Source organism: Mesorhizobium sp. M0815, assembly GCF_040319995.1.
Taxonomy (GTDB): Bacteria; Pseudomonadota; Alphaproteobacteria; order Rhizobiales; family Rhizobiaceae; genus Mesorhizobium.
Genome location: NZ_JAMYOU010000013.1, coordinates 124,062 through 147,432 on the forward strand (window position 1 = coordinate 124,062; position 23,371 = coordinate 147,432).

Sequence of the window (23,371 nt, forward strand, 5' to 3'; positions counted from 1 at the left end):
GTCACGGAGTGTAGCGCAGCCTGGTAGCGCACATCGTTCGGGACGATGGGGTCGCAGGTTCAAATCCTGCCACTCCGACCAGAAAAAACAGCGGCTTAGCTGTTCTTGTTCCCGAAACAACCACCTTCCGCCGCAGTTCTGACCAATCGCGCTATGCGCTCAGGCGAAATCGCGTCACATCGATGGCCGCGGCCATCAGTGTCTGCGTATAGGTTGCCTGCGGATTGCTGAAGATCGCCTCGGACGGCCCCTCCTCGACGATCTTGCCCTGCTTCATGACGATGATGTAGTCGGCCATGGCGCGCACGACCGCGAGATCGTGGCTGATGAACAGATAGGACAGTTCGTGGTCGGCCTGCAGCTTGCGCAGCAATTCGACGATCTGCTTCTGCACGGAGCGGTCCAGCGCCGAGGTCGGCTCGTCCAGCACCACCACTTTCGGCTTCAGTATCATGGCGCGCGCAATGGCGATGCGCTGCCGCTGACCACCGGAGAATTCGTGCGGATAGCGGTTGCGCGTGTTCGGGTCGAGCCCGACTTCGAGCAAGGCATCGACGGCGCGGAGATCGCGCTGCCTGCCCGACAGATTGGGCTCGTGGACCAGGAGCCCTTCGGTGATGATCTGGCCGACGGTCATGCGCGGCGACAGCGAGCCGAACGGGTCCTGGAAGACCAGCTGCAATTCGCGCCGCAGCGGCCGCATCGCCTGGCGGTCGGCGTGGGAGATGTCGCGGTCGCCAAGCCGGATGATGCCGTCGCTGGGCAGGAGCCGCAGCAAGGCGCGGCCGAGCGTCGACTTTCCCGAACCGGATTCGCCCACGATGCCGATGGTCTGGTTGCGCTTCAGCCGGATCGAAATGCTATCGACAGCGCGCAATATCAGCGGTTCTCCACCAAGAAAGCCGCCGCCGATCTTGAAGGTCACTTCGACGTTCCTGCCTTCGAGCAGGACGGGGGCATTCGGAGGCGGCGGGGCCTTGGTGCCGGTCGGCTCGGCGGCAAGCAACATCTTGGTGTAGGCGTGCTGCGGGTTGACGAAGATTGCTTCCGCCTCGCCCTCCTCGACGACCTCGCCATAGCGCATCACATAGACCCGGTCGGCAAAGCGCCTGACGATTCCGAGATCGTGGGTGATGAAGACGATCGCCATGCCGAGCTTGCGCTGCAGTTCGGCGAGCAGCATGAGGATCTGCGCCTGGATGGTCACGTCGAGCGCCGTCGTCGGCTCGTCGGCGATCAATATGTCGGGGTCATTGGCCAGCGCCATGGCAATCATGACGCGCTGGCGCTGACCGCCCGACATCTCGTGCGGATAGGATTTCATCCGCCGCTCCGGATCTGGAATATGGACCAGCCGCAGCAGCTTGAGCGCCTCTTCGCGCGCCTCGGCGGCGCCAAGCCCGCGATGCTTGCGGATCGGTTCGATCAACTGGCTACCGATCGAATAGAGCGGGTCGAGCGAAGTCATCGGCTCCTGGAAGATCATGCTGATCTTGCGGCCGCGGATCTTGTTGAGCTCGGGCTTGCTCAGGGTCAAAAGATTGCGGCCGCGGTAGTCGACGCTCCCGGTGGCTTCGCCGTTCGAGGCCAGCAGGCTCATCGCCGCCATCATCGTCTGGCTCTTGCCGGAGCCGGATTCGCCGACGACGGCTACCGTCTCGCCTGATTTAACATGGATATTGATGCCCTTCACCGCCTCCACCACGCCGTCGAGCGTGCGGAAGCGGACGCGAAGATCCTTGACGCTGAGAATGGTTTCGGAAGCAGCCATCTCAACGATCCCTCGGGTCGAGCGCGTCGCGCAGCCCATCGCCGACGAAATTCAGCGCGAACAATGTCGAGACGAGAAAGAAGGCCGGGAACAAAAGCAGCCAGTTGGCCGAGCCGATATTCTGGGCGCCGACCGAAATCAGCACGCCCCAGCTGGTCATCGGCTCCTGGACGCCGAGCCCGAGGAACGACAAAAAACTCTCCAGGATGATGACCTGCGGCACCAGCAGCGTCATGTAGATCACCACCGGCCCGAGCAAATTGGGGATCACATGGCGCAGCAGAATGCCGCGCTGCCCGACGCCCATCGCCTCCGCCGCCTGGACATATTCCTGCCGGCGGATCGATAGCGCCTGTCCGCGCACGATGCGCGCCATGTCGAGCCACAGCACGGCGCCGACGGCCAGGAACATCAGCACGAAGTTCCTGCCGAAGAACACCACCAGCATGATGACGAAGAAGATGAACGGCAAAGAATAAAGCACGTCGACGATACGCATCATCACCTCGTCGACCCTGCCGCCGGCAAAGCCGGCGGTGGCGCCATAGAGCACGCCGATCACCACCGCCACAATGCCAGCAAGCAGGCCGATGGCCAGCGATATGCGCCCGGCCATCAGCGTTCGCGACAGGAGATCGCGGCCGGTATTGTCGGTGCCGAACAGGAAATATTGCTGCTTGATCGATGCACTCATCACCATTTCGAGACCGTCCGGCGATTTGCTCTCGATCTTTGTGTCATCGAAGGTATCGGAACGATCAAGGTAGCGAATGTTGCGGTCGTCGATCGGCTTGGACGATCTGACGGTAACGAACACACGGCTGCCCTCCTGCCGCCACTCCTTGATGTCGACGCGCATACGCCTGATCGCCTCGTCGAGAGCGCCTTCGATCATGTCGGCCTTTGGATAGGCGGAGAAGCTCGGCGGCGTGCGGACATAGTCGCCATAGATGGTGGTGTATTGGTGCGGCACGAAAGAGGGTCCAAACACGCTGATGACGGCGATGAAGGCAAGATAATAGAGGCTGAACATGGCCGCGCGGTTGGCCTTGAGGCGCGCCCACGCATCCCCCCACAGGGATCGGCCGACGACCGGTGCTGCAACTGCGATATCAGTCATAGCGCACCCTCGGATCAACGACACCATAGAGGACGTCGACGATCAGGTTGAAGACAATGGTGAAGAGCGCGATGACCACCACCGTCCCCATCACCAGTGTGTAGTCGCGATTGAGTGCGGCAACGACAAAATGGCGGCCGATGCCCGGGATAGAGAAGATGGTCTCGACGATGATCGAGCCGGTGAGAAGGGCTGCGGCCGCCGGACCGGTGAAGGAGACGATCGGCAGGATGGCGCCGCGCAGCGCATGCTTGACGACGACCGACCAGTTCGACAACCCAAGCGCGCGGGCGGTGCGGATGTGATGCGAGTGCAGCGATTCGATCATCGAGCCGCGCATCAATCGAGCGACGATGGCGATCTGCGGCAGAGCGAGCGTCAGCACCGGGCCGACCTTATTGATGACGGCTCCATCGCCCCAGCCGCCGATCGGCAGCAGCTTCCAGGTCAATCCGAATACAAGCTGGATCACCGGAGCGATGACGAAGGTCGGAATGGTGCTGCCGGCGGTCGCCAACGCGATCACCGAATAGTCGGCAAGCTTGTTCTGGTTGAGCGCGGCAACAGTGCCGAGCACGCTGCCGAGAAGCAGCGCCAGAACGAGCGCCGAAGCGCCGAGTTGGATCGAGATAGGCAGGCCTTCCCTGAACAACTCGCCGACGGTGAAATCCGGCATGTTGTAGCTGGGGCCGAAATTGCCGCGCAGAAGATTGCCTAAATAATGGAGGTACTGCAGCCAGAGCGGGTCGTTGAGCCCGAACTGGGCTTCGAGATTGGCCCTGATCTCGGGGCTCAGGCCCCGCTCCTGGTTGAACGGGCCGCCCGGCGCGACGCGTATCAGGAAGAACGCTATGGTCACGATGACGAACAGCGTCGGGATGGCGGTCAGCAGCCGCCGAAATACGTAACGCAGCATCGGTGCCCCGCTTGATCCAGAGCAGCGCGCGTCCAACTGGACGATTGCGCTCTAGCCTTCAAATCTTCGCACCGACATTGTCGAAAATCGAATCCGGTTCCCGGGCCGATGCGATGGCAAACCAGCGCCGCCGCGCATCGAGTTGCGCGGCGGCCTGGCTAAGGGATCAGTCCTTGCTGATGAAGCGGGACGGATGGATGTCCATCACATTGTCGTCGAAGCCGTGCAGCTTCGAGGAAACGATGTCGTGGTAGCTGTAGTAGAGAAGCGGGATGTTACCGACATCGTCGACGAGGATGCGCTCGGCCTTGGCGAGTTCCTTCATGCGCTCTTCGGGCTTGCCGCCGGCCGCGGCGGCCTTGTCCATGGCCTCTTCGTATTTCGGGCTGACGTAGCTCGAATAGTTGTTGCCGCTGGCCTTGCGGGTGATGCCAAGGAAGGTTTCCGGATCCTTGTAGTCGGCGATCCACGCGGCACGCGCCACATCATAGTCGCCCTTCTGCTCAAGGAAGGAGTAGTGGGTCTTGGTATCGGTGTTGAGCAGCGTGACCTCGACGCCAAGCGGCTTCAGCTGTTCCTGGATGGCGACAGCGGTGTTCTTGTGGTTTTCCGAGGTGTTGTAGCGGATCTGCATCTTCAACGGATGCTCGGGCGTATAGCCGAGCTTCTCCAGGATTTTCTTGGCTTCATCCTCGCGGTCGATCTGCGGCATGTCAGCGTATTTGGCCAGTGCCGGCGTGTAGCCCTCGATGCCCGGAGGCACCATCGAATAGCCGGGCAGCATCGAATTCTGCCAGACTTTTTCGGCGAGAAAGTCGCGATCGATCGCCATCGAGATGGCGTTGCGCAGTTCGACATTGTCCCACGGCGCCTTGTCGGTCTTGATCGCATAATAGTAGGTGCCGAGATATGGCCCGACACGGACCTGGTCGCCGAATTTGGACTTGAGATCGGCGAGCTGTTCCGTCGGCAGGTCACCGTAACTGTCGAATTCGCCGGCCTCGAAGCGCTTCATCGCAGACGAGCGATCCTCGGTCGGGATGTAGTTGACCACGTCTAACTTGACGCTGGCGGCGTCCCAGAATTTCGGATTCTTCACCAGCTTGAGATGGTCGTTGGGAATCCACTCCGCCGCTGTAAAGGCCCCGTTGGAGACCAGCTTGCCTGCCTTGATCCAGTCGGCGCCAAGCTTTTCGATGGACGCCTTGTTAACCGGAAAGGTCGCCTGATGGGTCAGCATCTCCAGGAAGTAAGGCGTTGGCGCCTTGAGGGTGACTTCGAGGGTATTTGCGTCAATCGCCTTGACGCCCATATCCTCCGGCTTTCCCTTCTTGGTGTTGACTTCCTCGGCACCCTTCACCGGATAGAGCATGGAAGCGTATTCGGCAGCGGTGGCCGGATCTTCCAGCCGACGGAACGAATAAACGAAGTCGTCCGCCGTCACCGGGCTGCCATCCGACCAGAGGCCGTCCTTGCGCAGCTTGAAGGTGTAGACAGTGCCGTCGTCGGACACCGTCCAGCTTTCGGCTGCGCCCGGAATGAGGTTCGTCTTCTGGTCATGCATGACGAGGCCCTGGAACAGGTCGCGTATGATATCGGCTTCGTAGACCGTCGAGGTCTTGTGCGGATCGAGCGTCTCCGCTTCGGCGGCGGCTCCGCGGTTGTAGACGGTTTCGGCGAAAGCCGGCGTGTAGAACGTACCGGCGGCCAAGACCATGGTCGTGGCGAGTACCGTCGCCTTCAGCACATGTTTCAGCATGGAGTTCTCCCTAATGACGTCGCCCTTCAGCTACGTCTCTAAGTGTTGACGCCCCGAAACCGATTGGCTGGTTCCTTTCGAGCGCGCAGCCGGTTCCCTTTCCGGCAGCTGGTGGCCAAACAGTAACGTGGAGATTTTTTATTTCAACAGACTCTCGGGGTCACCCAAAGTAAGGGGGCCGGGGCAGCCGCTTTGCGAACCGCCAATCAATGATCGAAAGCATGAGTTTGGCTGGGTTTCCTGGCCAGAACGCCGATAATCTGGCTGATCATTTCAGTTTACCGGAATGTATTAATTGGTTCTTAGGCAACCAAGGGTTACAAATCCCGATGGGTTCGGCACATCGACCTTTATGGTCCAACGGGCAAGGGCAATGAACAAGATAGACAGTAATACTGTCACATTAAAGCGTAAAATATTGCGCCCAATAAGGGCAAATCTACGCAAAATTGGAGAAGAATCCGGAACTTCCGCGGTCGAATTCGCCCTGCTTTCCCCGATCTTTATCCTGCTCGTACTCGGAATGGTTGCATATGGTATCTATTTTGGTGCAAGCAACTCGTTGCAGCAAATCGCCGCCGATGCCGCCCGTACTGCAATTGCCGGATTGAACCAAACCGAGCGCCAGGCGCTGGTGGCGGGTTTCGTCAAAAACAATGCCAGTGGATACCCGTTCGTCGATTCCGGCAAGCTGACCTATCAGGCGACGGACAGCACGGCCGACGGAAATCAGTTCGTCGTGTCGATCCAGTACGATGCCAGCAACCTGCCGATCTGGAACCTGTTGCCCAGCCTTGCGATGCCGCAAACCACGATCTCGCGCAGGTCTACCATCAGGATTGGAGGCATTTGAAATGTCGCAGTTCTTGCTGAGGGGCATCGGGCGGATCGCTCGCTCCATCGTTGGCGACAAGAAGGCGAACTTTGCCGTCATGACTGCGCTGATAGCGCCATTCGCGCTGGGGCTGGCGGCCTTCGCTGTCGACGAAGGTTCGATCTACACGGAGCGCAGGGAAGCCCAGGCGATGACCGATCTGGCGGCGATCACCGCGGCGTCGAACATCAACAATATGGAAGCCGCGGCGGTAACCACGCTCAGTGACAACCGAATGCCCGGCATCATTGTTCAAAAGCCGGGTGAGACAATCGTTCCCACGGTTGGGAAAACCGTCGTGTCCGTCACCGGCGGCCGATACTCAGCGGCGTCCTCGGTCGGGGTCGACAAGCGCTTCGAAGCCGGTAAACCGCCTTACAACGCCGTTCGCGTCACTCTACACAAAATCCCCGCCCGGTATTTCGCCAGTTCGCTCATCCCTACTCCGGTTGTCGGCACCGAAGCCATTGCCAGCATGACGCCGCAAGCGATGTTCTCGGTCGGATCCAGGCTTCTCAGCGTCAACGGCGGCATCCTCAACGCGCTTCTCAGTAAGCTGCTGGGCGGAAACATCTCGCTCAGCGTCATGGACTACAACGCGCTGATTTCGGCCGACGTCAACGTGCTTTCGTTCGTCGATGCCCTTGCGGTGCAGTTGCAACTGACCGGCGTCAGCTATTCCGAAGTGCTGGCCTCGAAAGCGACGGTAGGCCAGATCGCGACCGCCATGGCCAATGCTTCGGGGACGGGCAGCGCCAGCAAACTTGTCCTACAGACAATCGCGTCGAGGGCTACCAACACGGCCAAGATACCGCTCAATCATCTTGTCGACCTTGGTTCGATCGGCAAGCTCGGCCTCGGACAAAAGTCTCCAGGCTTTTCCGTCGACGCAAGCGCGATGGGCATGCTGGGTGCCGCCGCCTCGCTGGCCAATGGCTCAAACCAGGTCCAGGTCGATCTCGGCGCCACTATTCCGGGACTTACCTCCACCACGCTCGCCGTCGCCATCGGTGAACCGATGCAATATTCACCCTGGCTGGCCGTCGGGGAAAAAGGCACCGTGGTGCGCACTGCGCAGACACGAATCAAGCTGGTCACCACAGTCGGCATCGGCAATTCCAATCTCGGCGGCGGCATCAGTCTGCTATCCGTCAACCTGCCTCTGCATGTCGAAGTCGCCTATGCGGAAGCCAAACTAACCGACATCAGCTGCCCGACGGGCCGGCCGGATAGCATCAAGGTCTCGATCGCCGCGCAGCCTGGCGTGGCCTCGCTGCACCTTGCCGCCAGCGACGCCGACAACAACCCATCGGCCTTCGCCGATTTCAGCAATCCGCAATCGTTCTCCGATGCCACGATTGCACAGGTAAGCGTGAAGCTCCTGCTGCTCACCCTCAATCTGCTCGATGTGAAGGGTTCTTCAGCACTTGCGATCACCAACAACGATCCGACCACATTGACGTTCGACAGCACCGATATCGCCAACAAGACGATAAAGACGGTTTCGACGAAGAACCTGACGCAATCGCTCACCACGTCACTGGTCAGCGGGCTGTCGCTCTCGGTCAATGCGCTGGGCCTCGGGCTGGACGTGACGGCTCTGCTCGGAACGGTGAAGCCGGCGGTGGTAACGGTTCTGAACGGCGTGACGGCGCCTGTCGACGCACTGGTTTATAACGTTCTTGCAGCGCTTGGCGTGCATGTCGGCGAGGCCGATGTCCGGGTTGTCGGCGCGACTTGCGGGCGCTCCGTACTCGTTCAATGAGATCAAATAGAGATCAGCCGATCCGGCCGAGAAAGCAGCCGAGCGGCGGCAGGGATAGAGCTCCTTCCTGCAAGACGCCGGTAGTACTGCCAAGATCTATCGGCTCTATCACATCCAGATCCGGCGGCGATTGCCAGCCGGCCGGCTCATCGGCAAAATTGAAGACGCAGAGCAGCTTTTCGTCACCGCCTTCGCGAATGAAGGCAAGGACGTCGCCCTCAGCATCGAGAAACCGGATCGAGCCTCGAACCAGCGCCGGATGCTGCTTGCGCAAGGCCAGCATCGCCCGGTAGCTCGCCAGGACGGAGGTTTGCTCGCCGTCCTGGACATCGACCGCGCGGGCGCGATGGTTTGCCGGGACCGGAAGCCACGGCTTGCCGGTTGAAAAGCCGGCATTATCGGCGCCAGCCTCCCAGACCATCGGCGTGCGGCACCCATCCCGCCCCTTGATCTCCGGCCAGAAGCGGATGCCGAAAGGATCGCGCAAATCCTCGAACGCCAGTTCGGCCTCCTCCAGCCCGAGCTCCTCGCCCTGATAGAGGCAGATCGACCCGCGCAGGCAAGAAAGCAGCACGATTGAGAATTTCGCCACCCTGTCCGGATCGCCGCCCGGCCTTGTCCAGCGGCTGACATGGCGCACGACATCGTGGTTGGAGAATGCCCAGCAAACCCAGCCGTCGAACACCGTACTCTCGAAGGCCTCGACACAACCGCGCACATGCGCCGCGGAGAATTGCGGGCCAAGCAGGTCGAACGTGTAGGACATTTGGAGCTTGTCGCCGCCGCCCGTGTAGGCGGCAAGCGTCTGCAACGAACGGCTTTCGTCACCAATCTCGCCGACCGCGGCGCGGCCTTCGTACTCGTCAAGCAACGCCCGGAAGCGCCTGAGAAAAGCAAGGTTTTCCGGCTGCGTCTTGTCGAACAGATGCTCCTGGTAAAAATAGGGGCTGGTTGCCGTATTGGTGCCGGCGACGCTTTCCGCCAAAGGCGGGTTGCTGCGGAGCCAGCGGTCGTGGACGTAATAGTTGACCGTATCCAGCCGGAAACCGTCGACGCCACGCTCGAGCCAGAACCGCACCGTTTCCACCAAGGCGTCCTGCACCTGCGGATTGTGGAAATTCAGGTCCGGCTGCGAGGCGAGGAAATTATGCAGGTAATATTGCCTGCGCGTTGCGTCCCATTCCCAGGCGGGGCCGCCGAAAAGCGACAGCCAGTTGTTGGGCGCGGTGCCGTCGGGCTTCGCATCGGCCCAGACGTACCAGTCGGCCTTGGCGTTATCGCGGCTCGTTCGGCTTTCGACGAACCATTCGTGCCGATCCGACGAATGTGACAAGACCTGGTCGATGATCACTTTCAGGCCGAGCCGGTGCGCCTCTGCAATCAGCGCGTCGAAATCCTCTGATGTGCCGAACATCGGATCGACGGCGCAGTAATCCGATACGTCGTAGCCCATGTCGGCCATTGGCGACTTGAAGAAAGGCGACAGCCAAACGGCGTCGACACCGAGCGATGCGACATGGGCAAGCCTCGAGGTGATGCCGAGGAGATCGCCGCTACCGTCGCCTGTCGTGTCCTGGAAGGAGCGCGGGTAGATCTGGTAGATGACGCAGCCGCGCCACCATTCGGCATTGTCACCCATCATGGCTCTCCCCTGCGCCCGCCTGCGCGGCCCTGCTTTCGATCATGAATATGACCGTTCGCCCCAAAACCGGCCGTGAGATATCGCCACTATCCGTTTCGATGGCTGGGCACCAATGAAAACCCGCCCGTTCCGGCAGCGTGAACATGCAGGCCCGACGGTCACCATTGATGATCACGGCAAGGCGACCGTCCTCATCGCCGAGAACCATGACCAGCCGATGCCGCCTAGGATCGTGCCAGGCTGCTTCGTCGAGCGGCACGCCGGTTTCGCTCAGCCAGACGACGTCAGCTATTTCCGAGCCGGCCGCAGGCTCGCCGGTGAGAAAGCTTGCGTCCAAAAGCGCCGGCGCGGCACGACGCATCTTGGCGAGCAGAGCCGTGTACCGCTCCAGCGCCCGGTCGCGCCCGGCCCAGTCGAGCCAGGTGAGGTCATTGTCCTGCGCGTAGGCGTTGTTGTTGCCGCGCTGCGTGCGGCCGAATTCGTCGCCGGCCGTCAGCATGATCGTGCCGCGCGAGGCAAAGAGCGTCGCCAGCAGTGCGCGTTGGTCATCGAAACGGGCCGTAACGATTGACTGGTCGTCGGTCTGGCCCTCGACGCCATTGTCCCAGGACAGGTTGTCGTCGTGGCCGTCGCGGTTCTGTTCGCCATTGGCCTCGTTGTGCTTGTGTTCATAGGCAACGATGTCGGCCAGTGTCATCCCGTCATGTGCGGCGATGAAATTGATGCTGCGGACCGTTGCCTGGCCTGGTTTGGCAAAGACATCGGACGACCCCGCAAGCCGCGTCGCCAGCGCACCGATCATGCCGCCGTCGCCGCGCCAGAAGCGGCGGATATCATCACGGTATTTGTCGTTCCATTCGAGGAAGGGCGGCGGAAAATTGCCGAGCTGATAGCCATCCGGTCCGATGTCCCAGGGCTCAGCGACCAGCACACGGTCGGCAAGAACTGGGTCGTTGCGAATGGCGTTCAGCAGCGGCGCATCGGCGTCGAAAACGCCGTCGACGCGGCCAAGGATCGGCGCCAGGTCAAAGCGGAACCCGTCGACACCGGCGTGCTGGACAAAGTGGCGAAGCGTGTCGAGGACCATTTCCCGGACGACCGGATGATCGCAGGCAACCATATTGCCGGTTCCGGTGTCATTGACCAGAGCGCCGTCGGCCTCGTGCCGGTAGTAGGCGCGGTTGTCGAGCCCGCGCAGCGACAATGTCGGGCCGAGCCGGTCGCTTTCGCCGGTGTGGTTGAACACCAGGTCGAGAATGGTACCGATGCCGGCCTCGCGCAGCGCGGCGACCGTTTCGCGCAGCTCAGCCAGACCGCCGGGCGCCAGTCGCGGATCCAGCGCCATGAAGGTCACGGGATTGTAGCCCCAGGCGTTGCCCAGCCCGAGCGGCGGCAAATGCCGTTCGTCGATCGATGCAGTCACCGGCATCAACTCCACGGCTGCAACGCCGAGTTTTTGCAGATGCTCGACAACAAGAGGATGAGCGAGGGCTGCAATGGTGCCGCGTTGCTTCTCGGGAATGTCGGGATGCAGCTTTGTGAAGGCGCGCACCTGCACCTCGTAGATGAGGCCGCCGGGCCTAAACAGAGGCGGCAAGGCGGGCAAGGGTTCCGGCAAGGCGCCGGCAATGGCCTTCGGCATCAGCGACGCCGTGTCGCCCCCCTCGCCCTGGCGTGCGGCGAGCCGGCCGTCATAGGCATAGGGTCTGTCGATCTCGACGGCATAGGGATCGGCCAGCAGCTTGTCGGGATCGAACCAGAGCCCCTGTTCCGGCGCGTAGTCGCCATCGGCGCGGAACCCGTATCGGGTGCCGGCGGCGAGACCGGCAACAAAAAGCGTATGCACGCCGTCGCCCTCGGGCTGCAGTTCAAGCCGGTCGATCTCGCGCCTTCCTCGCTCGTCGAAAATCGAGACCCAGATGCGCCGAGCCGACGAGGACCATACGGCGAAGCGAATGCCTTCTTTGGTGATGGTTGCGCCGAGTTGGCTCACGCGCGCTCACAGCAGCAGGTCGTAGACAGTTTGAGGCGTTGCCAGGTTAGCTCCCCCTTCTCCCCTTGTGGGAGAAGGTGTCGCCGAAGGCGACGGATGAGGGGTGCTCCAGCTTGGCGCGGACGGCATTCCTTCCAACACCCCTCATCCGTCTCGGCGCTTCGCGCCGATCCACCGCCCGGGGGCGAGCCACGGGTCTCGCCCCGTCCTTCGGACCCCACAAGGGGAGAAGGAAAGGCGCGCCGCTCCAAGCTCACGTAATCACGCTCGGCTTGGCGCGGCCGGTATGGCTGCGAATCCCGGCAATGTCGTCGGCCGCCGCAATCAGATCGGCAAGCGCCTCCTGGGTGTCGAGATCGTGGCGGCTCTTGTCTGGCTCGTAGCGCTCGAAATAAAGGCGCAGCGTCGCGCCCGAGGTGCCGGTGCCGGACAGGCGGAAGACGACGCGCGAGCCGCCTTCGAACAATACTCTTATGCCCTGGTTCTTGCTGACCGAGCCGTCGACCGGATCGTGATAGGCGAAATCGTCGGCGCTGGCGATTGTCATGCCGCGCACGCTGGTGCCCGGCAGCGAGCCAAGTTTGCCGCGCAGTTCGTCGACAAGCGCATTGGCGCGATCGGTCTCGACCTCCTCGTAATCGTGGCGCGAATAGTAGTTGCGCCCATAGGCCGCCCAATGCTCGGTGACGATCTGCCTGGCGCTTTCGCCGCGCGCGGCAAGGATGTTGAGCCACAAAAGCACGGCCCACAGGCCGTCCTTTTCGCGGACATGATTGGAGCCGGTCCCCGCACTCTCCTCGCCGCAGATCGTCGCCATGCCGGCATCGAGCAGATTGCCGAAAAACTTCCAGCCGGTTGGCGTTTCATAGATGCCGATGCCGAGCTTTTCGGCGACCCGGTCGGCAGCACCGCTGGTCGGCATCGAACGGGCGATGCCTTTCAGCCCGGCCTTGTAACCCGGAGCCAGATGGGCATTGGCGGCGAGCATCGCCACCGAATCCGACGGGGTGATGAAAATGCCCTTGCCGATGATCAGGTTGCGGTCGCCGTCGCCGTCGGAGGCCGCGCCAAAGTCGGGCGCATCCGGCCCCATCATCTCGTCGTAGAGGTGTTTTGCATGCACCAGATTGGGATCGGGATGGTGGCCGCCGAAATCCGGCAGCGGGATAAAATTACGAGCGGTGCCGTTCGGCGCCCCTAGCCGGTTTTCGAGGATCTCCTTGGCATAGGGGCCGGTCACCGCATGCATGGCGTCGAAGCGCATGCGGAAGCCTGATTTGAACAACGCCCGCAAGGCATTGAAATCGAACAGGCTTTCCATCAGTTCGGCATAGTCGGCGACCGGATCGATGATCTCGACGGTCATGTCTCCTGCCTCGACCGTGCCGATCGTGTCGATGTCGACCGGTCGGATATCGGCGATCTTGAAGCTCGAAATCACCTTGGTTTTTTCGAAGATCGCGTCGGTCAGCTTTTCCGGCGCCGGGCCGCCATTGCCGGCATTGTACTTGATGCCGAAATCCTCATGCGGGCCACCCGGATTGTGGCTGGCGGACAGGATGATGCCGCCGAAGGTCTTGTATTTGCGGATGACATGCGAAGCGGCCGGCGTGGATAAGATACCGCCCTGCCCGACCATCACCTTGCCGAAGCCGTTTGCCGCGGCCATGGCGATGGCCTTCTGGATGACCTCGCGGTTATAAAAGCGGCCGTCGCCGCCGATCACCAGGGTCTTGCCTTCGAACCCGTCCAGCGCGTCGAAGATCGACTGGATGAAGTTCTCGGCATAGTGCTCCTGCTGGAACACCGGGACCTTTTTACGCAGCCCGGAGGTGCCGGGCTTCTGGTCGGGATAGGGTTTGGTGGCGACAGTGCGGATCATCAGTCAGGCAGCCCTTTTCGAAAGCAACAAGCGATAGAGTTGGACATATTTTTCGGCGCTTTTGTCCCACGACACGTCGGCCTTCATGCCTTGCCGCTGCATCGACGCCCACACCGCGGGATTGGCATGCGCTTCGACAAGGCGGCGGATGGCGTGCAGCAGGGCGCCAGCAATGGGGGGCGCAAACTGGAAGCCGGTCGCCACGCCGGCAGAGATGGCGGCTTCGTTGGCATCGATAACCGTGTCGGCAAGGCCGCCGGTACGCGCGACGACCGGCACGCAGCCATAGCGCAGGCCGTAAAGCTGCGTCAGCCCGCAAGGTTCGAAGCGCGACGGGATAATGATGGCGTCGCAGCCGCCCTGCATGGTGTGGGAGAGCCCCTCGTCATAGCCGACGACGACGCCAATGCGACCACGATGGCGGGCTGCGGCGGCAAGCAACGCGCCTTCGAGCCCGGCGTCGCCAGACCCAAGGATTGCCAGCCGTGCACCTGCCGCGACGATACCGTCGACGGCGGCCGCCAATATGTCCATGCCCTTTTGCCAGGTCAGCCGGCTGACAACGCAGACGATCGGGCTGTCATCGCGATCGAGGCTGAAACGGTCCTCGACCGCGGCCTTGTTGGGCATTCGCGCCTTAAGCGTCTTTGCCGTGTAGTTGGAGACCAGATGCGTGTCGGTTTCCGGGTTCCAGATCTCGGTATCGATGCCATTGACGATGCCATGGAGATCGACGGAGCGCATGTTGATCAGGCCGTCGAGGCCCATGCCGAATTCGGGCAAGCGGATTTCCTGCGCATAGGTCGGGCTGACCGTGGTGATCGCCCAGGCGGCCTGCAGGCCGGCCTTGAGGAAGCCGACGCCGCCATAATATTCGACGCCGTCGAGCGCCATCGCCGCCGCCGGCAGGCCAAGCTCGCCAAAGATGCCGGCGCCGAACTGGCCCTGGAAGGCGAGGTTATGGACGGTGATCATCGACGGCGTGCCGACCGCCTTGCCGTAGCGCATATAGGCGAGTGTCATTGCCGACTGCCAGTCATGGGCATGGACGATATCGGGCAGGTAGCCGGAGATGGCGCCGGCAGCAATATCACCGCCGACCTGGCTCAAGGCCGCGAACCGCCGCCAATTGTCCGGCCAGTCGGCGCCGGCCGCGTTGCCGTACGGGCCGCCGGGACGGTCGAAAAGATGCGGCGCGTCGAGCACAAACAGGTCGAGCCCGGCGATCTGGACGGCATGCACCGAAGCCTTCCCACCCTGCAGCAATGGATATTGCTGAACCGCCTTCTTTTTCCTGAAGGCGCCCATCACCTGAGGATAGCCGGGGACGAGCGTGCGCATGTTGACGCCGTTGCCGGCCAATGCCACGGGCAAGGCGCCAGTCACGTCGGCGAGCCCTCCGGTTTTGACCAGCGGAAAGATCTCGGGCGCCACCGACAGAACCTGCATGCACTACGATCCCAGCCTGTTGACCATGTCCTGCGTGACCAGGCAGATGCCTTTTTCCGAAACGCGGAAACGCTTGGCGTCGAGGACAGGATCCTCGCCGACCACCAGCCCCTCCGGGATCCTGACGCCGTGATCGATGACCACGCGCTTCAGCCTGGCGTTGCGGCCGACATGGACGTCGGGCAGCATGACGACCTCCTCCAGCGTCGAATAGGAATTGATGCGCGCGCCGGTGAAGATCAGGCTTCGCTTCAGCGAAGCGCCCGAAACGATGCAATCGCCCGACACGAGAGACGACACGGCCGACCCGCGGCGGCCATCTTCGTCATGCACGAACTTTGCCGGCGGCTTCAACTCGGCGTAGGTCCAGATCGGCCAGTCGCGGTCGTAGAGGTCGAGTTCCGGCGTGATGTCGGTCAGGTCGATATTGGCTTCCCAATAGGCGTCGACCGTGCCGACGTCGCGCCAATAGGCTTCGTTCTCGGCGGTCGAGCGCACGCATGATTTGGCGAAGCGATGCGCGATCGCCTTTCCGTGTTCGACGATGTAGGGGATGATGTCCTTGCCGAAGTCGCGGCTGGAGCCGGGCTCCGCCGCATCGCGACGCAATTGCTCCATCAGGAACTTGGTCTTGAACACATAGATGCCCATCGAGGCCAGCGCAAAATCCGGCTTGTCGGGAATGCCCGGCGGATCGGCGGGCTTTTCGATGAAGGAGATGATGGTGTCCTTGGTGTCGACATGCATGACGCCGAAGCCGGTGGCTTCCATGCGCGGCACTTCGAGGCAGCCGACGGTGACATCGGCGCCGGCCTCTACATGCTGGCGCAGCATCAATTCGTAATCCATCTTGTAGACGTGGTCGCCGGCCAGGATGACCATGTATTCCGGCCCATAGGCCTCGATGATGTCGATGTTCTGGTACACGGCGTCGGCGGTGCCCTCATACCACTGTGTTTCCGACACACGCTGGCTGGCCGGCAAGATGTCGAAACTCTCGTTGCGCTCGGGCCGCAGGAAGTTCCAGCCGCGCTGCAGGTGGCGGATCAGCGAATGCGCCTTGTACTGGGTGGCGACGCCGAGGCGGCGGATACCGGAATTGAGCGCATTGGACAGCGCGAAATCGATGATGCGGGTCTTGCCGCCGAAATAGACCGCCGGCTTGGCGCGGCGGTCGGTCAGTTCCTTGAGCCGGCTGCCACGGCCGCCGGCCAGCACATAAGCCATGGCGTCGCGTGCCAGCGGCTGTGTTCGTTTTGTTTCAGCCATTCCTATCCTCCCAGGTTAGATGCTCCAGACATAGCTCAGTCCGGGACGAATTCGAGCATGATCGTCGACAGCGGCGGCAAAAGCATCGTCGCCGAAATGCCTCCTCCTTCCGCCCGAGCCTCGACGAGGCCGCTGTTGCCCTTGCCGGAACCGCCATAGTCCGTGGCGTCGGTGTTGATGATCTCGCGCCATTTTCCGGTCTGCGGCAACGGCACGCGGTAATTGTCGCGCGGCACCGGCGTGAAGTTGGAAATGACGGCGACCGGGTTGCCGCCCGGCGCGCTGCGCAGCCAAGCGAACACCGAATTCGCGCTGTCATCGACGATCAGCCAGGAAAAGCCCTCCGGCTCGCAGTCGCGGGCATGCAGCGCCGGGCGCGAGCGGTAGAGATAGTTGAGATCGCGCACCGTCTGCCAGACACCACGGTGGAGCCGGAAATCGAGCAGGTTCCAGTCGAGCGCGCGCGCCTCGCTCCACTCGCGGCGTTGCGCGAACTCCTGGCCCATGAACAACAGCTTCTTGCCGGGATAGCCCCACATGAAGGCGTAATAGGCGCGCAGCGTCGCGAATTTCTGCCAGTCGTCGCCGGCCATCTTGTTAAGCAGCGTTCCCTTGCCGTGCACCACCTCGTCATGGGACAGCGGCAGCACGAAGTTCTCGCTGAAGGCGTAGACCAGGCCGAAGGTGATGTCGTTGTGGTGATGCTTGCGGAAGATCGGCTCCTTGGAGAAATACTCCAGAGTGTCGTGCATGAAGCCCATGTTCCACTTGAAACCGAAGCCCAGTCCGCCCTCGTGCACCGGCTGCGAGACTTTCGGCCACGAGGTCGATTCCTCGGCGATGGTCATCACACCCGGATGGTGGCCGTAGACCTCCTTGTTCATCCGTTGCAGGAAGCTGACCGCTTCCAGGTTCTCGCGCCCGCCCCTCTCGTTGGGAATCCATTCACCGGCCTTGCGCGAATAATCGAGATAAAGCATCGAGGCGACCGCATCGACGCGCAGACCGTCGACGTGATATTTCTCTGCCCAGAACAGCGCATTGTTGACAAGAAACGAGACCACCTCGCGACGACCGAAATTGTAGATCGCGGTGTTCCAGTCGGGATGGAAGCCCTTGCGCGGATCGGCATGTTCGTAGAGTGCGGTGCCGTCGAACTTTGCCAGACCGTGTTCGTCAACCGGGAAATGCGCCGGCACCCAGTCGAGGATGACGCCGATGCCGGCGCGGTGGGCACCGTCGACGAAGCGGGCAAAACCGTCCGGATCGCCAAAGCGGGCGCTCGGCGCATAGAGACCGGTCGTCTGGTAGCCCCAGGACGGGTCATAGGGGTGTTCGGAGATCGGCATGAATTCGATATGGGTGAAACCCGTCTCGACCACATAGGGGATCAGCCGGTCGGCGAGCTCGTCCCATGACAGGAAGCTGCCGTCGTCGTGAAGCCGCCATGAGCCGGCATGGACCTCGTAGATCGATACGGCTTCGCGCCTGTGGTCGGCATTGCGCCAGTAGTTCCGGTGCGCCTCGTCGCCCCATTCATGCACCGGCGGCAGCGCCGTCACCGAGGCGGTAGCCGGGCGCAGTTCGGATTTGAAGGCGAACGGATCTGCCTTGAGCGGCAATCTCACGCCATCCGGCCCGATGATCTCGTATTTGTAAGGGCGGCCGGCGCCGATGTCGGGAATGAACAGCTCCCAGATACCGGTATCGCGGCGGTCGCGCATGGTGTGCCTGCGGCCGTCCCACTCGTTGAAGTCGCCGACCACCGAGACACGCCTTGCATTGGGCGCCCACACCGCAAAATGTACGCCCGATGCACCCTCATGGTCGATGAGATGAGCGCCGAGCTTGTCGAACAGCCTGAGATGCGATCCTTCGGCGATGTAATAATCGTCCAGCGGGCCGAGCACGGGGCCGAAGGAATATGGATCGGTCAGCCACCAGTCGCCGCCGGCGTTCCTGGCGTGATAGCGCAGCGGCTGGCGTTTGCGCAGCGACAGTTTGCCCTCGAAGAAGCCGCGATCGTCGCGTCTCGACAGCTCGCCGGCCTTCTTGCCGGTCAGCGTATAGGCGGTGACGGACTCGGCATGAGGGACGAAGCAGCGGCCGACAAAGCCCTTCCCCGCCTCATGCACGCCAAGCACGGAGAACGGGTCGCCATGCGTGCCGGCGACAATCGCCGCGACATCGCCGGCTGGCGCCAGTCCGTCCGGCCCGCTTGTCGCAACGGTCGCGCGCGGCTTGCTCATCAGGCAGTGTCCCTCCTCGGGCACCAAGTGCGTGTTTCTAGTGAAGTTTTGAATTCGACAGTCGCAGGCCGCCTGACCTTCCAAGGGATGCGAAGGTCAAATCACTCCACTAGGGCCACATTGTTCCTGGTCTCATGCAATCACATCAGGCGGGCACGTGCCAGATGTCTTTCGCATATTGGCGGATCGTGCGGTCGGACGAGAACCAGCCGACGCGGGCGACATTGCGGATGGCTCTGGCGTACCAGTCCGGGCTGTTGCGCCAGACGGCATCGACGTCGCGCTGGGTGGCGGCGTAGGCATCGAAATCCGCAGCGACCATGAACCAGTCGCTCTGGTAAAGGCCGTTGATCAGGTCGCGATAACGGTCCGGATCGTCAGGCGAAAAGACCCCGGACGAAACCGCGGCAAGCGCCTGCGCCAATTCAGGCGATCCCTCGATTACGGCGCGCGGATCGTAACCATTGTTGCGCCGCTCGGCGACCTCATCGGTGGTCAGGCCGAAGATGAAGATGTTGTCGTCGCCGACGCATTCCTTGATCTCGACATTGGCGCCGTCGAGCGTGCCGATGGTCAGCGCGCCGTTCAGCGCGAACTTCATGTTGCCGGTGCCGGACGCTTCCATGCCGGCGGTCGATATCTGCTCCGAAAGATCGGCGGCCGGCATCATGATCTCGGCTAGGCTGACATTGTAGTTCGGCACGAACACCACTTTCAGCAAGCCGCGCACCGCCGGGTCGCGGTTGATGACCCGGGCGACGTCGTTGGCAAGTTTGATGATCAGCTTGGCGTTGTGATAGCTGGGCGCCGCCTTGCCGCCGAAGAACTTGACGCGGGGCATCCAGTCGCGCTCCGGATGCGAGCGGATCTGGTCGTAAAGCGCGACCGCTTCGAGAATGTTCAAGAGCTGGCGCTTGTATTCGTGGATGCGCTTGACCTGGATGTCGAACAGCGCCGAGGGGTCCACCTTGATGCCGAGCCGGTCGGCAACGAGATTGGCAAGCCTCGTCTTGTTCGCCCGTTTGACAGCGGCGAACTTGTCGCGGAAGGCAGCGTCCTCGGCGAAAGGATCGAGCAGCTTTATCTCGTCGATGTCGTCGAGGAAGCCGTCGCCGATCGCCTCTCGGGTGAGTGCCGTGAGGCCGGGATTGCACTGTATCAGCCAGCGCCGCGGTGTGATCCCGTTGGTCTTGTTGTTGATGCGGTCCGGGTAGAGCCTGTGGAGGTCGGCAAACACCGTCTCCTTCATCAATTCCGTATGCAGTGCCGAGACGCCGTTGATCGAGTGCGAGCCGACAAAGGCCAGATTGCCCATACGCACGCGGCGATCGCCATTTTCCTGGATCAGCGAGATGCGGCTGATCTGCTCGTCCGAGAACTGGTCGGAGACGCGCGCCTCGAGCAGCACCTCGGCGTTGATGGCGTAGACGATCTGCATGTGGCGCGGCAACAGCCGCTCGAATAGCGGCACGGGCCAGCTTTCCAGCGCTTCGGGCAGCAGCGTGTGGTTGGTGTAGCCGAAGGTGCGCTTGGTGATGCTCCACGCCTGGTCGAAATCCATGCCGTGGACATCCATCAACAGGCGCATCAGCTCGGGGACGGCGATGGCCGGATGGGTGTCGTTGAGATGGATCGCCGCCTTGTCGGGCAGCGATTGCAGGTCGCCATACTGGCTGAGATGACGCTGAAGGATGTCCTGCAGCGAGGCGGTGGAGAAGAAATACTCCTGCCTGAGCCGCAACTCCTGGCCTGCCTTGTGGGAATCGGCCGGGTAAAGGACGCGCGACAGCGCATCGGCCTTGTTGCTCTCGGCGAGCGCGCCGATGTGATCGCCGGCGTTGAACTTGTCGAGCAGGATCGGATCGACCGGCATGCCGGACCACAGACGCAGCGTGTTGACGCGGTTGGCCCGCCAGCCAACCACCGGGGTATCGTAAGCAACGGCCAGAACATGTTCGGTCGGCTTCCAGACATGGCGCTCGAGCCTGCCATCCTTCGAGGTGATCGATTCCACCGAGCCGCCGAAGCCGACCTCGAAGGAGCGTTCGCGGCGTTCGAACTCCCAAGGATTGCCGTGATCGAGCCATGTCTCGGGCAGTTCGACTTGCCAGCCGTCATGGATCTCCTGCCGAAACATGCCGTTGGCGTAGCGAATGCCATAGCCATGCGCGGGGATATCGACGGTAGCCATGCTTTCCATGAAGCAGGCGGCGAGCCGGCCAAGGCCGCCATTGCCAAGGGCAGCGTCCGGTTCGAGCGCAGCAATGATGTCGAGGTCGACGCCAAGTGACGACAGCGCCTCGCGCATATTGTCCATCAGGCCGAGATTGGAGAAGGCATCGCGCATCAAGCGGCCGATGAGGAATTCCAGTGACAGGTAATAGACGCGCTTTTCCTGCTGGGCGTAGGCCTCTTGGGTCGCCTGCATCCAATGATCGACGATGCGGTCGCGCACAACCTTGATCGAGGCGGTGAGCCAATCGTACTGGGTTGCAACGTTGGTGCCCTTGCCGACCCTGTATTTGAGGGCCTGCAAGACTTCGTCGGCGAGCGTCTTGGGATCCGGGTTTTCGAGGGTGGGCAGAGGAGCTTCGGTTGTCATCGCGCGCGTCATGCTGCCTCTCGTGACGTTGCCAGGATCATGCGGCTTTCACCATCTCCGCCAATGCTAATGCATCCCACCGGATGTTCAATGGATTCAGGCGACCGCAAGCCGGGTTGCCCTGCGGCAATTTGGCATTGAAACACCGCGCCCTCAGCGGCGGGCCTCAAGTTCTTGTTCAGGCCGCCAGCGCCGCCTCCGGCGGGACCTTGGCGCCGGTCATGAAGGCGACCGCGTCGGACATCGTATATTGCTTCGGATCGATGACGCACAGGCGACGGCCGAGCCGATGAATGTGAATGCGGTCCGCCACCTCGAAGACATGCGGCATATTGTGTGAAATCAGCACGATCGGCAGGCCTCGGCGTTTGACGTCGAGTATCAGTTCGAGCACGCGGCGGCTCTCCTTGACGCCGAGCGCGGCCGTCGGCTCATCCATGATGACCATCTTCGAGCCGAACGCCGCGGCGCGCGCCACCGCCACGCCCTGGCGTTGACCGCCGGAGAGAGTTTCCACCGCCTGGCTGATGTTCTGGATGGTCATCAGGCCAAGTTCGGTCAGCTTGTCGCGGGCGCGCTTTTCCATCGCCGGACGGTCGAGCATGCGCAGCCAGCTGCCAAGAAAGCCCGGCTTGCGGATCTCGCGGCCGAGAAACATGTTGTCGGCGATGGACAGCGCCGGCGACAGCGCCAGGTTCTGGTAGACGGTCTCGATGCCGGCTTCGCGGGCCTCCATCGGCGATTTGAATGCAATAGGCTTGCCTTCAAGCCGGATCTCGCCTTCGTCGGGCACGACCGCGCCGGAAATCGCCTTGATAAGCGACGACTTGCCGGCGCCGTTGTCGCCGATGACAGCAAGGATTTCGCCCGGATAGAGATCGAAATCGGCATTGTCGAGGGCGGTGACGCGACCGTAGCGTTTGACCAGGCTGCGGGCGGTAAGGATCGGTTCCTGAGTCTGGTTCATGCCGAGATCTTCCTGATCCACTGGTCGATACCAACAGCGATGATGATAAGGGCGCCGACAGACAATTGCGTCCATTGGGGATCTGTCCCCCAAAGCCTGAGGCCGAGCGCGAACACCCCGACGATCAGCGCACCGAAGATGGTCCCGAGGATGGAACCGCGGCCGCCGAACAGTGATGTGCCGCCAATCACCACGGCGGTAATCGAATTGATGTTCTCGAACTGCCCGGCCTGCGGCGAGACCGATCCGATGCGTCCGATCAAGGCCCAGCCGGCGATGGCACAAATGATGCCGGTCAGGGTATAGACCGTGACCAGCATCCGGCTGACGCGCACCCCCGACAGTTCCGCGGCTTCCGGGTCGTCGCCGACTGCGTAGACATGCCGGCCCCATGCGGTGTGATTGAGCACGTACCAGGCAATTGCCCCCATGATCAGCACCAACAGCACGCCATAGGTGAAGACTGCGCCGCCGATCCTGAACGAGCCGCCGAAAAACTGCAGCAGCGGTGCCGTCGCCTCGAGATCCTGGCTGCGGATGGTCTCGTTGCCGGAATAGATGAAGTTGATGGCAGCGTAGATCGACCAGGTGCCGAGCGTCACGATGAAGGGCGGCAGTTTCACCCAGGCGATGAGAATGCCGTTGATCAAGCCGCAAATCGCGCCGACAAGCAGCCCGATGGCAACGGCGACCGGCGCTGGAACACCGTAATGCATGGCAAACTGGCCCATAACAACCGAGCTCAGCACCATGATGGCGCCGACTGACAGGTCGATGCCGGCGGTGAGCACCACCAGTGTCTGCGCGATGCCGACCATGCCGGTTATCGCCACCTGCTGGAGGATCAGGGTGAGGGTGAAGGGAGAAAAGAAGCGTCCGCCGACGACGACTGCGAACAGAACCACCGAGATGAGCAGGATGATCAGCGGCACCATGGCCGGGCTTTTATGCAAGCGGTGCTGGATGCTCTCCAACGTCGAGCGGGAATGCGTCTCGAATGATGCGACGCTGGCGTCGCTAGCGGCCAGGACCGTCTCGAATTCCTGCGGTCCCTTGCTCCTGGTTGTTTCGACGCTCAAGTCGGCCTCCCCGCCTGTGATGTGGAGCGGCCGA

The 23,371-nt window shown here is 62.0% G+C and carries 15 protein-coding genes and 1 tRNA gene; 3 read left to right on the forward strand and 13 right to left on the reverse strand.

Annotated elements, in window-relative coordinates:
* Positions 1-4 precede the first annotated feature (4 nt).
* Positions 5-81, forward strand: a tRNA-Pro gene (locus NKI01_RS16615).
* Positions 82-151: 70 nt separating this feature from the next.
* On the opposite strand, the gene NKI01_RS16620 is transcribed toward NKI01_RS16615, so the two are convergent.
* The 4 genes from NKI01_RS16620 to NKI01_RS16635 form a co-directional block, all read right to left on the reverse strand.
* Entirely contained in the window at positions 152-1,771 is a 1,620-nt protein-coding gene (locus NKI01_RS16620; RefSeq protein WP_023718438.1) for an ABC transporter ATP-binding protein, read from the reverse strand.
* 1 nt (position 1,772) lies between these two features.
* On the reverse strand, positions 1,773-2,891 hold the full coding sequence (locus NKI01_RS16625) for an ABC transporter permease (protein ID WP_023718439.1): 1,119 nt from the start codon (positions 2,889-2,891) through the stop codon (positions 1,773-1,775).
* Positions 2,884-3,807 (reverse strand): ABC transporter permease subunit, encoded by a 924-nt coding sequence (locus NKI01_RS16630; protein WP_023718440.1) that lies wholly within the window; start codon positions 3,805-3,807, stop codon positions 2,884-2,886. Before NKI01_RS16630 ends, NKI01_RS16625 begins: the two co-directional genes overlap by 8 nt.
* A gap of 166 nt (positions 3,808-3,973) precedes the next feature.
* The gene (locus NKI01_RS16635) at positions 3,974-5,566 is read right to left on the reverse strand and encodes a peptide ABC transporter substrate-binding protein (protein WP_023718441.1); all 1,593 of its coding nucleotides are present in this window, start codon (positions 5,564-5,566) and stop codon (positions 3,974-3,976) included.
* A gap of 373 nt (positions 5,567-5,939) precedes the next feature.
* Here NKI01_RS16635 and NKI01_RS16640 point away from each other — a divergent pair, with 373 nt between their 5' ends.
* Both NKI01_RS16640 and NKI01_RS16645 read left to right on the forward strand, forming a co-directional pair.
* Complete coding sequence (locus NKI01_RS16640; RefSeq protein WP_084642568.1) at positions 5,940-6,419, forward strand: TadE family protein; 480 nt, start codon at positions 5,940-5,942, stop codon at positions 6,417-6,419.
* Between the two features lies 1 nt (position 6,420).
* Positions 6,421-8,205 carry a pilus assembly protein TadG-related protein gene (locus tag NKI01_RS16645; RefSeq protein ID WP_352963936.1) on the forward strand — a complete coding sequence of 595 codons (1,785 nt, stop codon included), beginning with the start codon at positions 6,421-6,423 and terminating at the stop codon, positions 8,203-8,205.
* A 13-nt stretch (positions 8,206-8,218) separates the two neighbouring features.
* Here the strand turns inward: NKI01_RS16645 and bglA are convergent, their stop codons facing one another.
* The 9 genes from bglA to NKI01_RS16690 all read right to left on the reverse strand — a co-directional run bounded on the left by bglA (position 8,219) and on the right by NKI01_RS16690 (position 23,337).
* Entirely contained in the window at positions 8,219-9,847 is a 1,629-nt protein-coding gene (gene bglA, locus NKI01_RS16650; protein ID WP_352963938.1) for a beta-galactosidase BglA, read from the reverse strand.
* On the reverse strand, positions 9,837-11,840 hold the full coding sequence (gene glgX / locus NKI01_RS16655) for a glycogen debranching protein GlgX (protein ID WP_352963939.1): 2,004 nt from the start codon (positions 11,838-11,840) through the stop codon (positions 9,837-9,839). The genes bglA and glgX overlap by 11 nt, the downstream gene beginning before the upstream one ends.
* 253 nt (positions 11,841-12,093) lie before the next feature.
* Complete coding sequence (locus tag NKI01_RS16660; RefSeq protein ID WP_023718446.1) at positions 12,094-13,722, reverse strand: alpha-D-glucose phosphate-specific phosphoglucomutase; 1,629 nt, start codon at positions 13,720-13,722, stop codon at positions 12,094-12,096.
* A 3-nt stretch (positions 13,723-13,725) separates the two neighbouring features.
* Positions 13,726-15,171, reverse strand: coding sequence for a glycogen synthase GlgA (glgA, locus tag NKI01_RS16665; protein WP_352549172.1), 1,446 nt, complete (start codon positions 15,169-15,171; stop codon positions 13,726-13,728).
* 3 nt (positions 15,172-15,174) lie between these two features.
* Positions 15,175-16,440 carry a glucose-1-phosphate adenylyltransferase gene (gene glgC / locus NKI01_RS16670; RefSeq protein ID WP_023718448.1) on the reverse strand — a complete coding sequence of 422 codons (1,266 nt, stop codon included), beginning with the start codon at positions 16,438-16,440 and terminating at the stop codon, positions 15,175-15,177.
* 35 nt (positions 16,441-16,475) lie between these two features.
* Entirely contained in the window at positions 16,476-18,689 is a 2,214-nt protein-coding gene (glgB, locus tag NKI01_RS16675; protein WP_352483653.1) for a 1,4-alpha-glucan branching protein GlgB, read from the reverse strand.
* Positions 18,690-18,834: 145 nt separating this feature from the next.
* Positions 18,835-21,303 (reverse strand): glycogen/starch/alpha-glucan phosphorylase, encoded by a 2,469-nt coding sequence (locus NKI01_RS16680; protein ID WP_023718450.1) that lies wholly within the window; start codon positions 21,301-21,303, stop codon positions 18,835-18,837.
* A 166-nt stretch (positions 21,304-21,469) separates the two neighbouring features.
* Complete coding sequence (locus NKI01_RS16685) at positions 21,470-22,258, reverse strand: ATP-binding cassette domain-containing protein (protein ID WP_023718451.1); 789 nt, start codon at positions 22,256-22,258, stop codon at positions 21,470-21,472.
* Positions 22,255-23,337, reverse strand: coding sequence for an ABC transporter permease (locus NKI01_RS16690; protein WP_023718452.1), 1,083 nt, complete (start codon positions 23,335-23,337; stop codon positions 22,255-22,257). Before NKI01_RS16690 ends, NKI01_RS16685 begins: the two co-directional genes overlap by 4 nt.
* Positions 23,338-23,371: the final 34 nt, after the last annotated feature.

Excerpts from the sequence above, each read along its gene's own strand:
- NKI01_RS16625 (WP_023718439.1), bottom strand. The coding sequence starts at position 2,891 with ATGACTGATATCGCAGTTGCAGCACCGGTCGTCGGCCGATCCCTGTGG.
- NKI01_RS16640 (WP_084642568.1), top strand. The coding sequence starts at position 5,940 with ATGAACAAGATAGACAGTAATACTGTCACATTAAAGCGTAAAATATTG.
- glgB (WP_352483653.1), bottom strand. The coding sequence starts at position 18,689 with ATGAGCAAGCCGCGCGCGACCGTTGCGACAAGCGGGCCGGACGGACTG.
- NKI01_RS16645 (WP_352963936.1), top strand. The coding sequence starts at position 6,421 with ATGTCGCAGTTCTTGCTGAGGGGCATCGGGCGGATCGCTCGCTCCATC.
- NKI01_RS16685 (WP_023718451.1), bottom strand. The coding sequence starts at position 22,258 with ATGAACCAGACTCAGGAACCGATCCTTACCGCCCGCAGCCTGGTCAAA.
- NKI01_RS16630 (WP_023718440.1), bottom strand. The coding sequence starts at position 3,807 with ATGCTGCGTTACGTATTTCGGCGGCTGCTGACCGCCATCCCGACGCTG.
- NKI01_RS16635 (WP_023718441.1), bottom strand. The coding sequence starts at position 5,566 with ATGCTGAAACATGTGCTGAAGGCGACGGTACTCGCCACGACCATGGTC.
- bglA (WP_352963938.1), bottom strand. The coding sequence starts at position 9,847 with ATGATGGGTGACAATGCCGAATGGTGGCGCGGCTGCGTCATCTACCAG.
- NKI01_RS16620 (WP_023718438.1), bottom strand. The coding sequence starts at position 1,771 with ATGGCTGCTTCCGAAACCATTCTCAGCGTCAAGGATCTTCGCGTCCGC.
- NKI01_RS16680 (WP_023718450.1), bottom strand. The coding sequence starts at position 21,303 with ATGACGCGCGCGATGACAACCGAAGCTCCTCTGCCCACCCTCGAAAAC.
- glgA (WP_352549172.1), bottom strand. The coding sequence starts at position 15,171 with ATGCAGGTTCTGTCGGTGGCGCCCGAGATCTTTCCGCTGGTCAAAACC.
- glgC (WP_023718448.1), bottom strand. The coding sequence starts at position 16,440 with ATGGCTGAAACAAAACGAACACAGCCGCTGGCACGCGACGCCATGGCT.
- NKI01_RS16660 (WP_023718446.1), bottom strand. The coding sequence starts at position 13,722 with ATGATCCGCACTGTCGCCACCAAACCCTATCCCGACCAGAAGCCCGGC.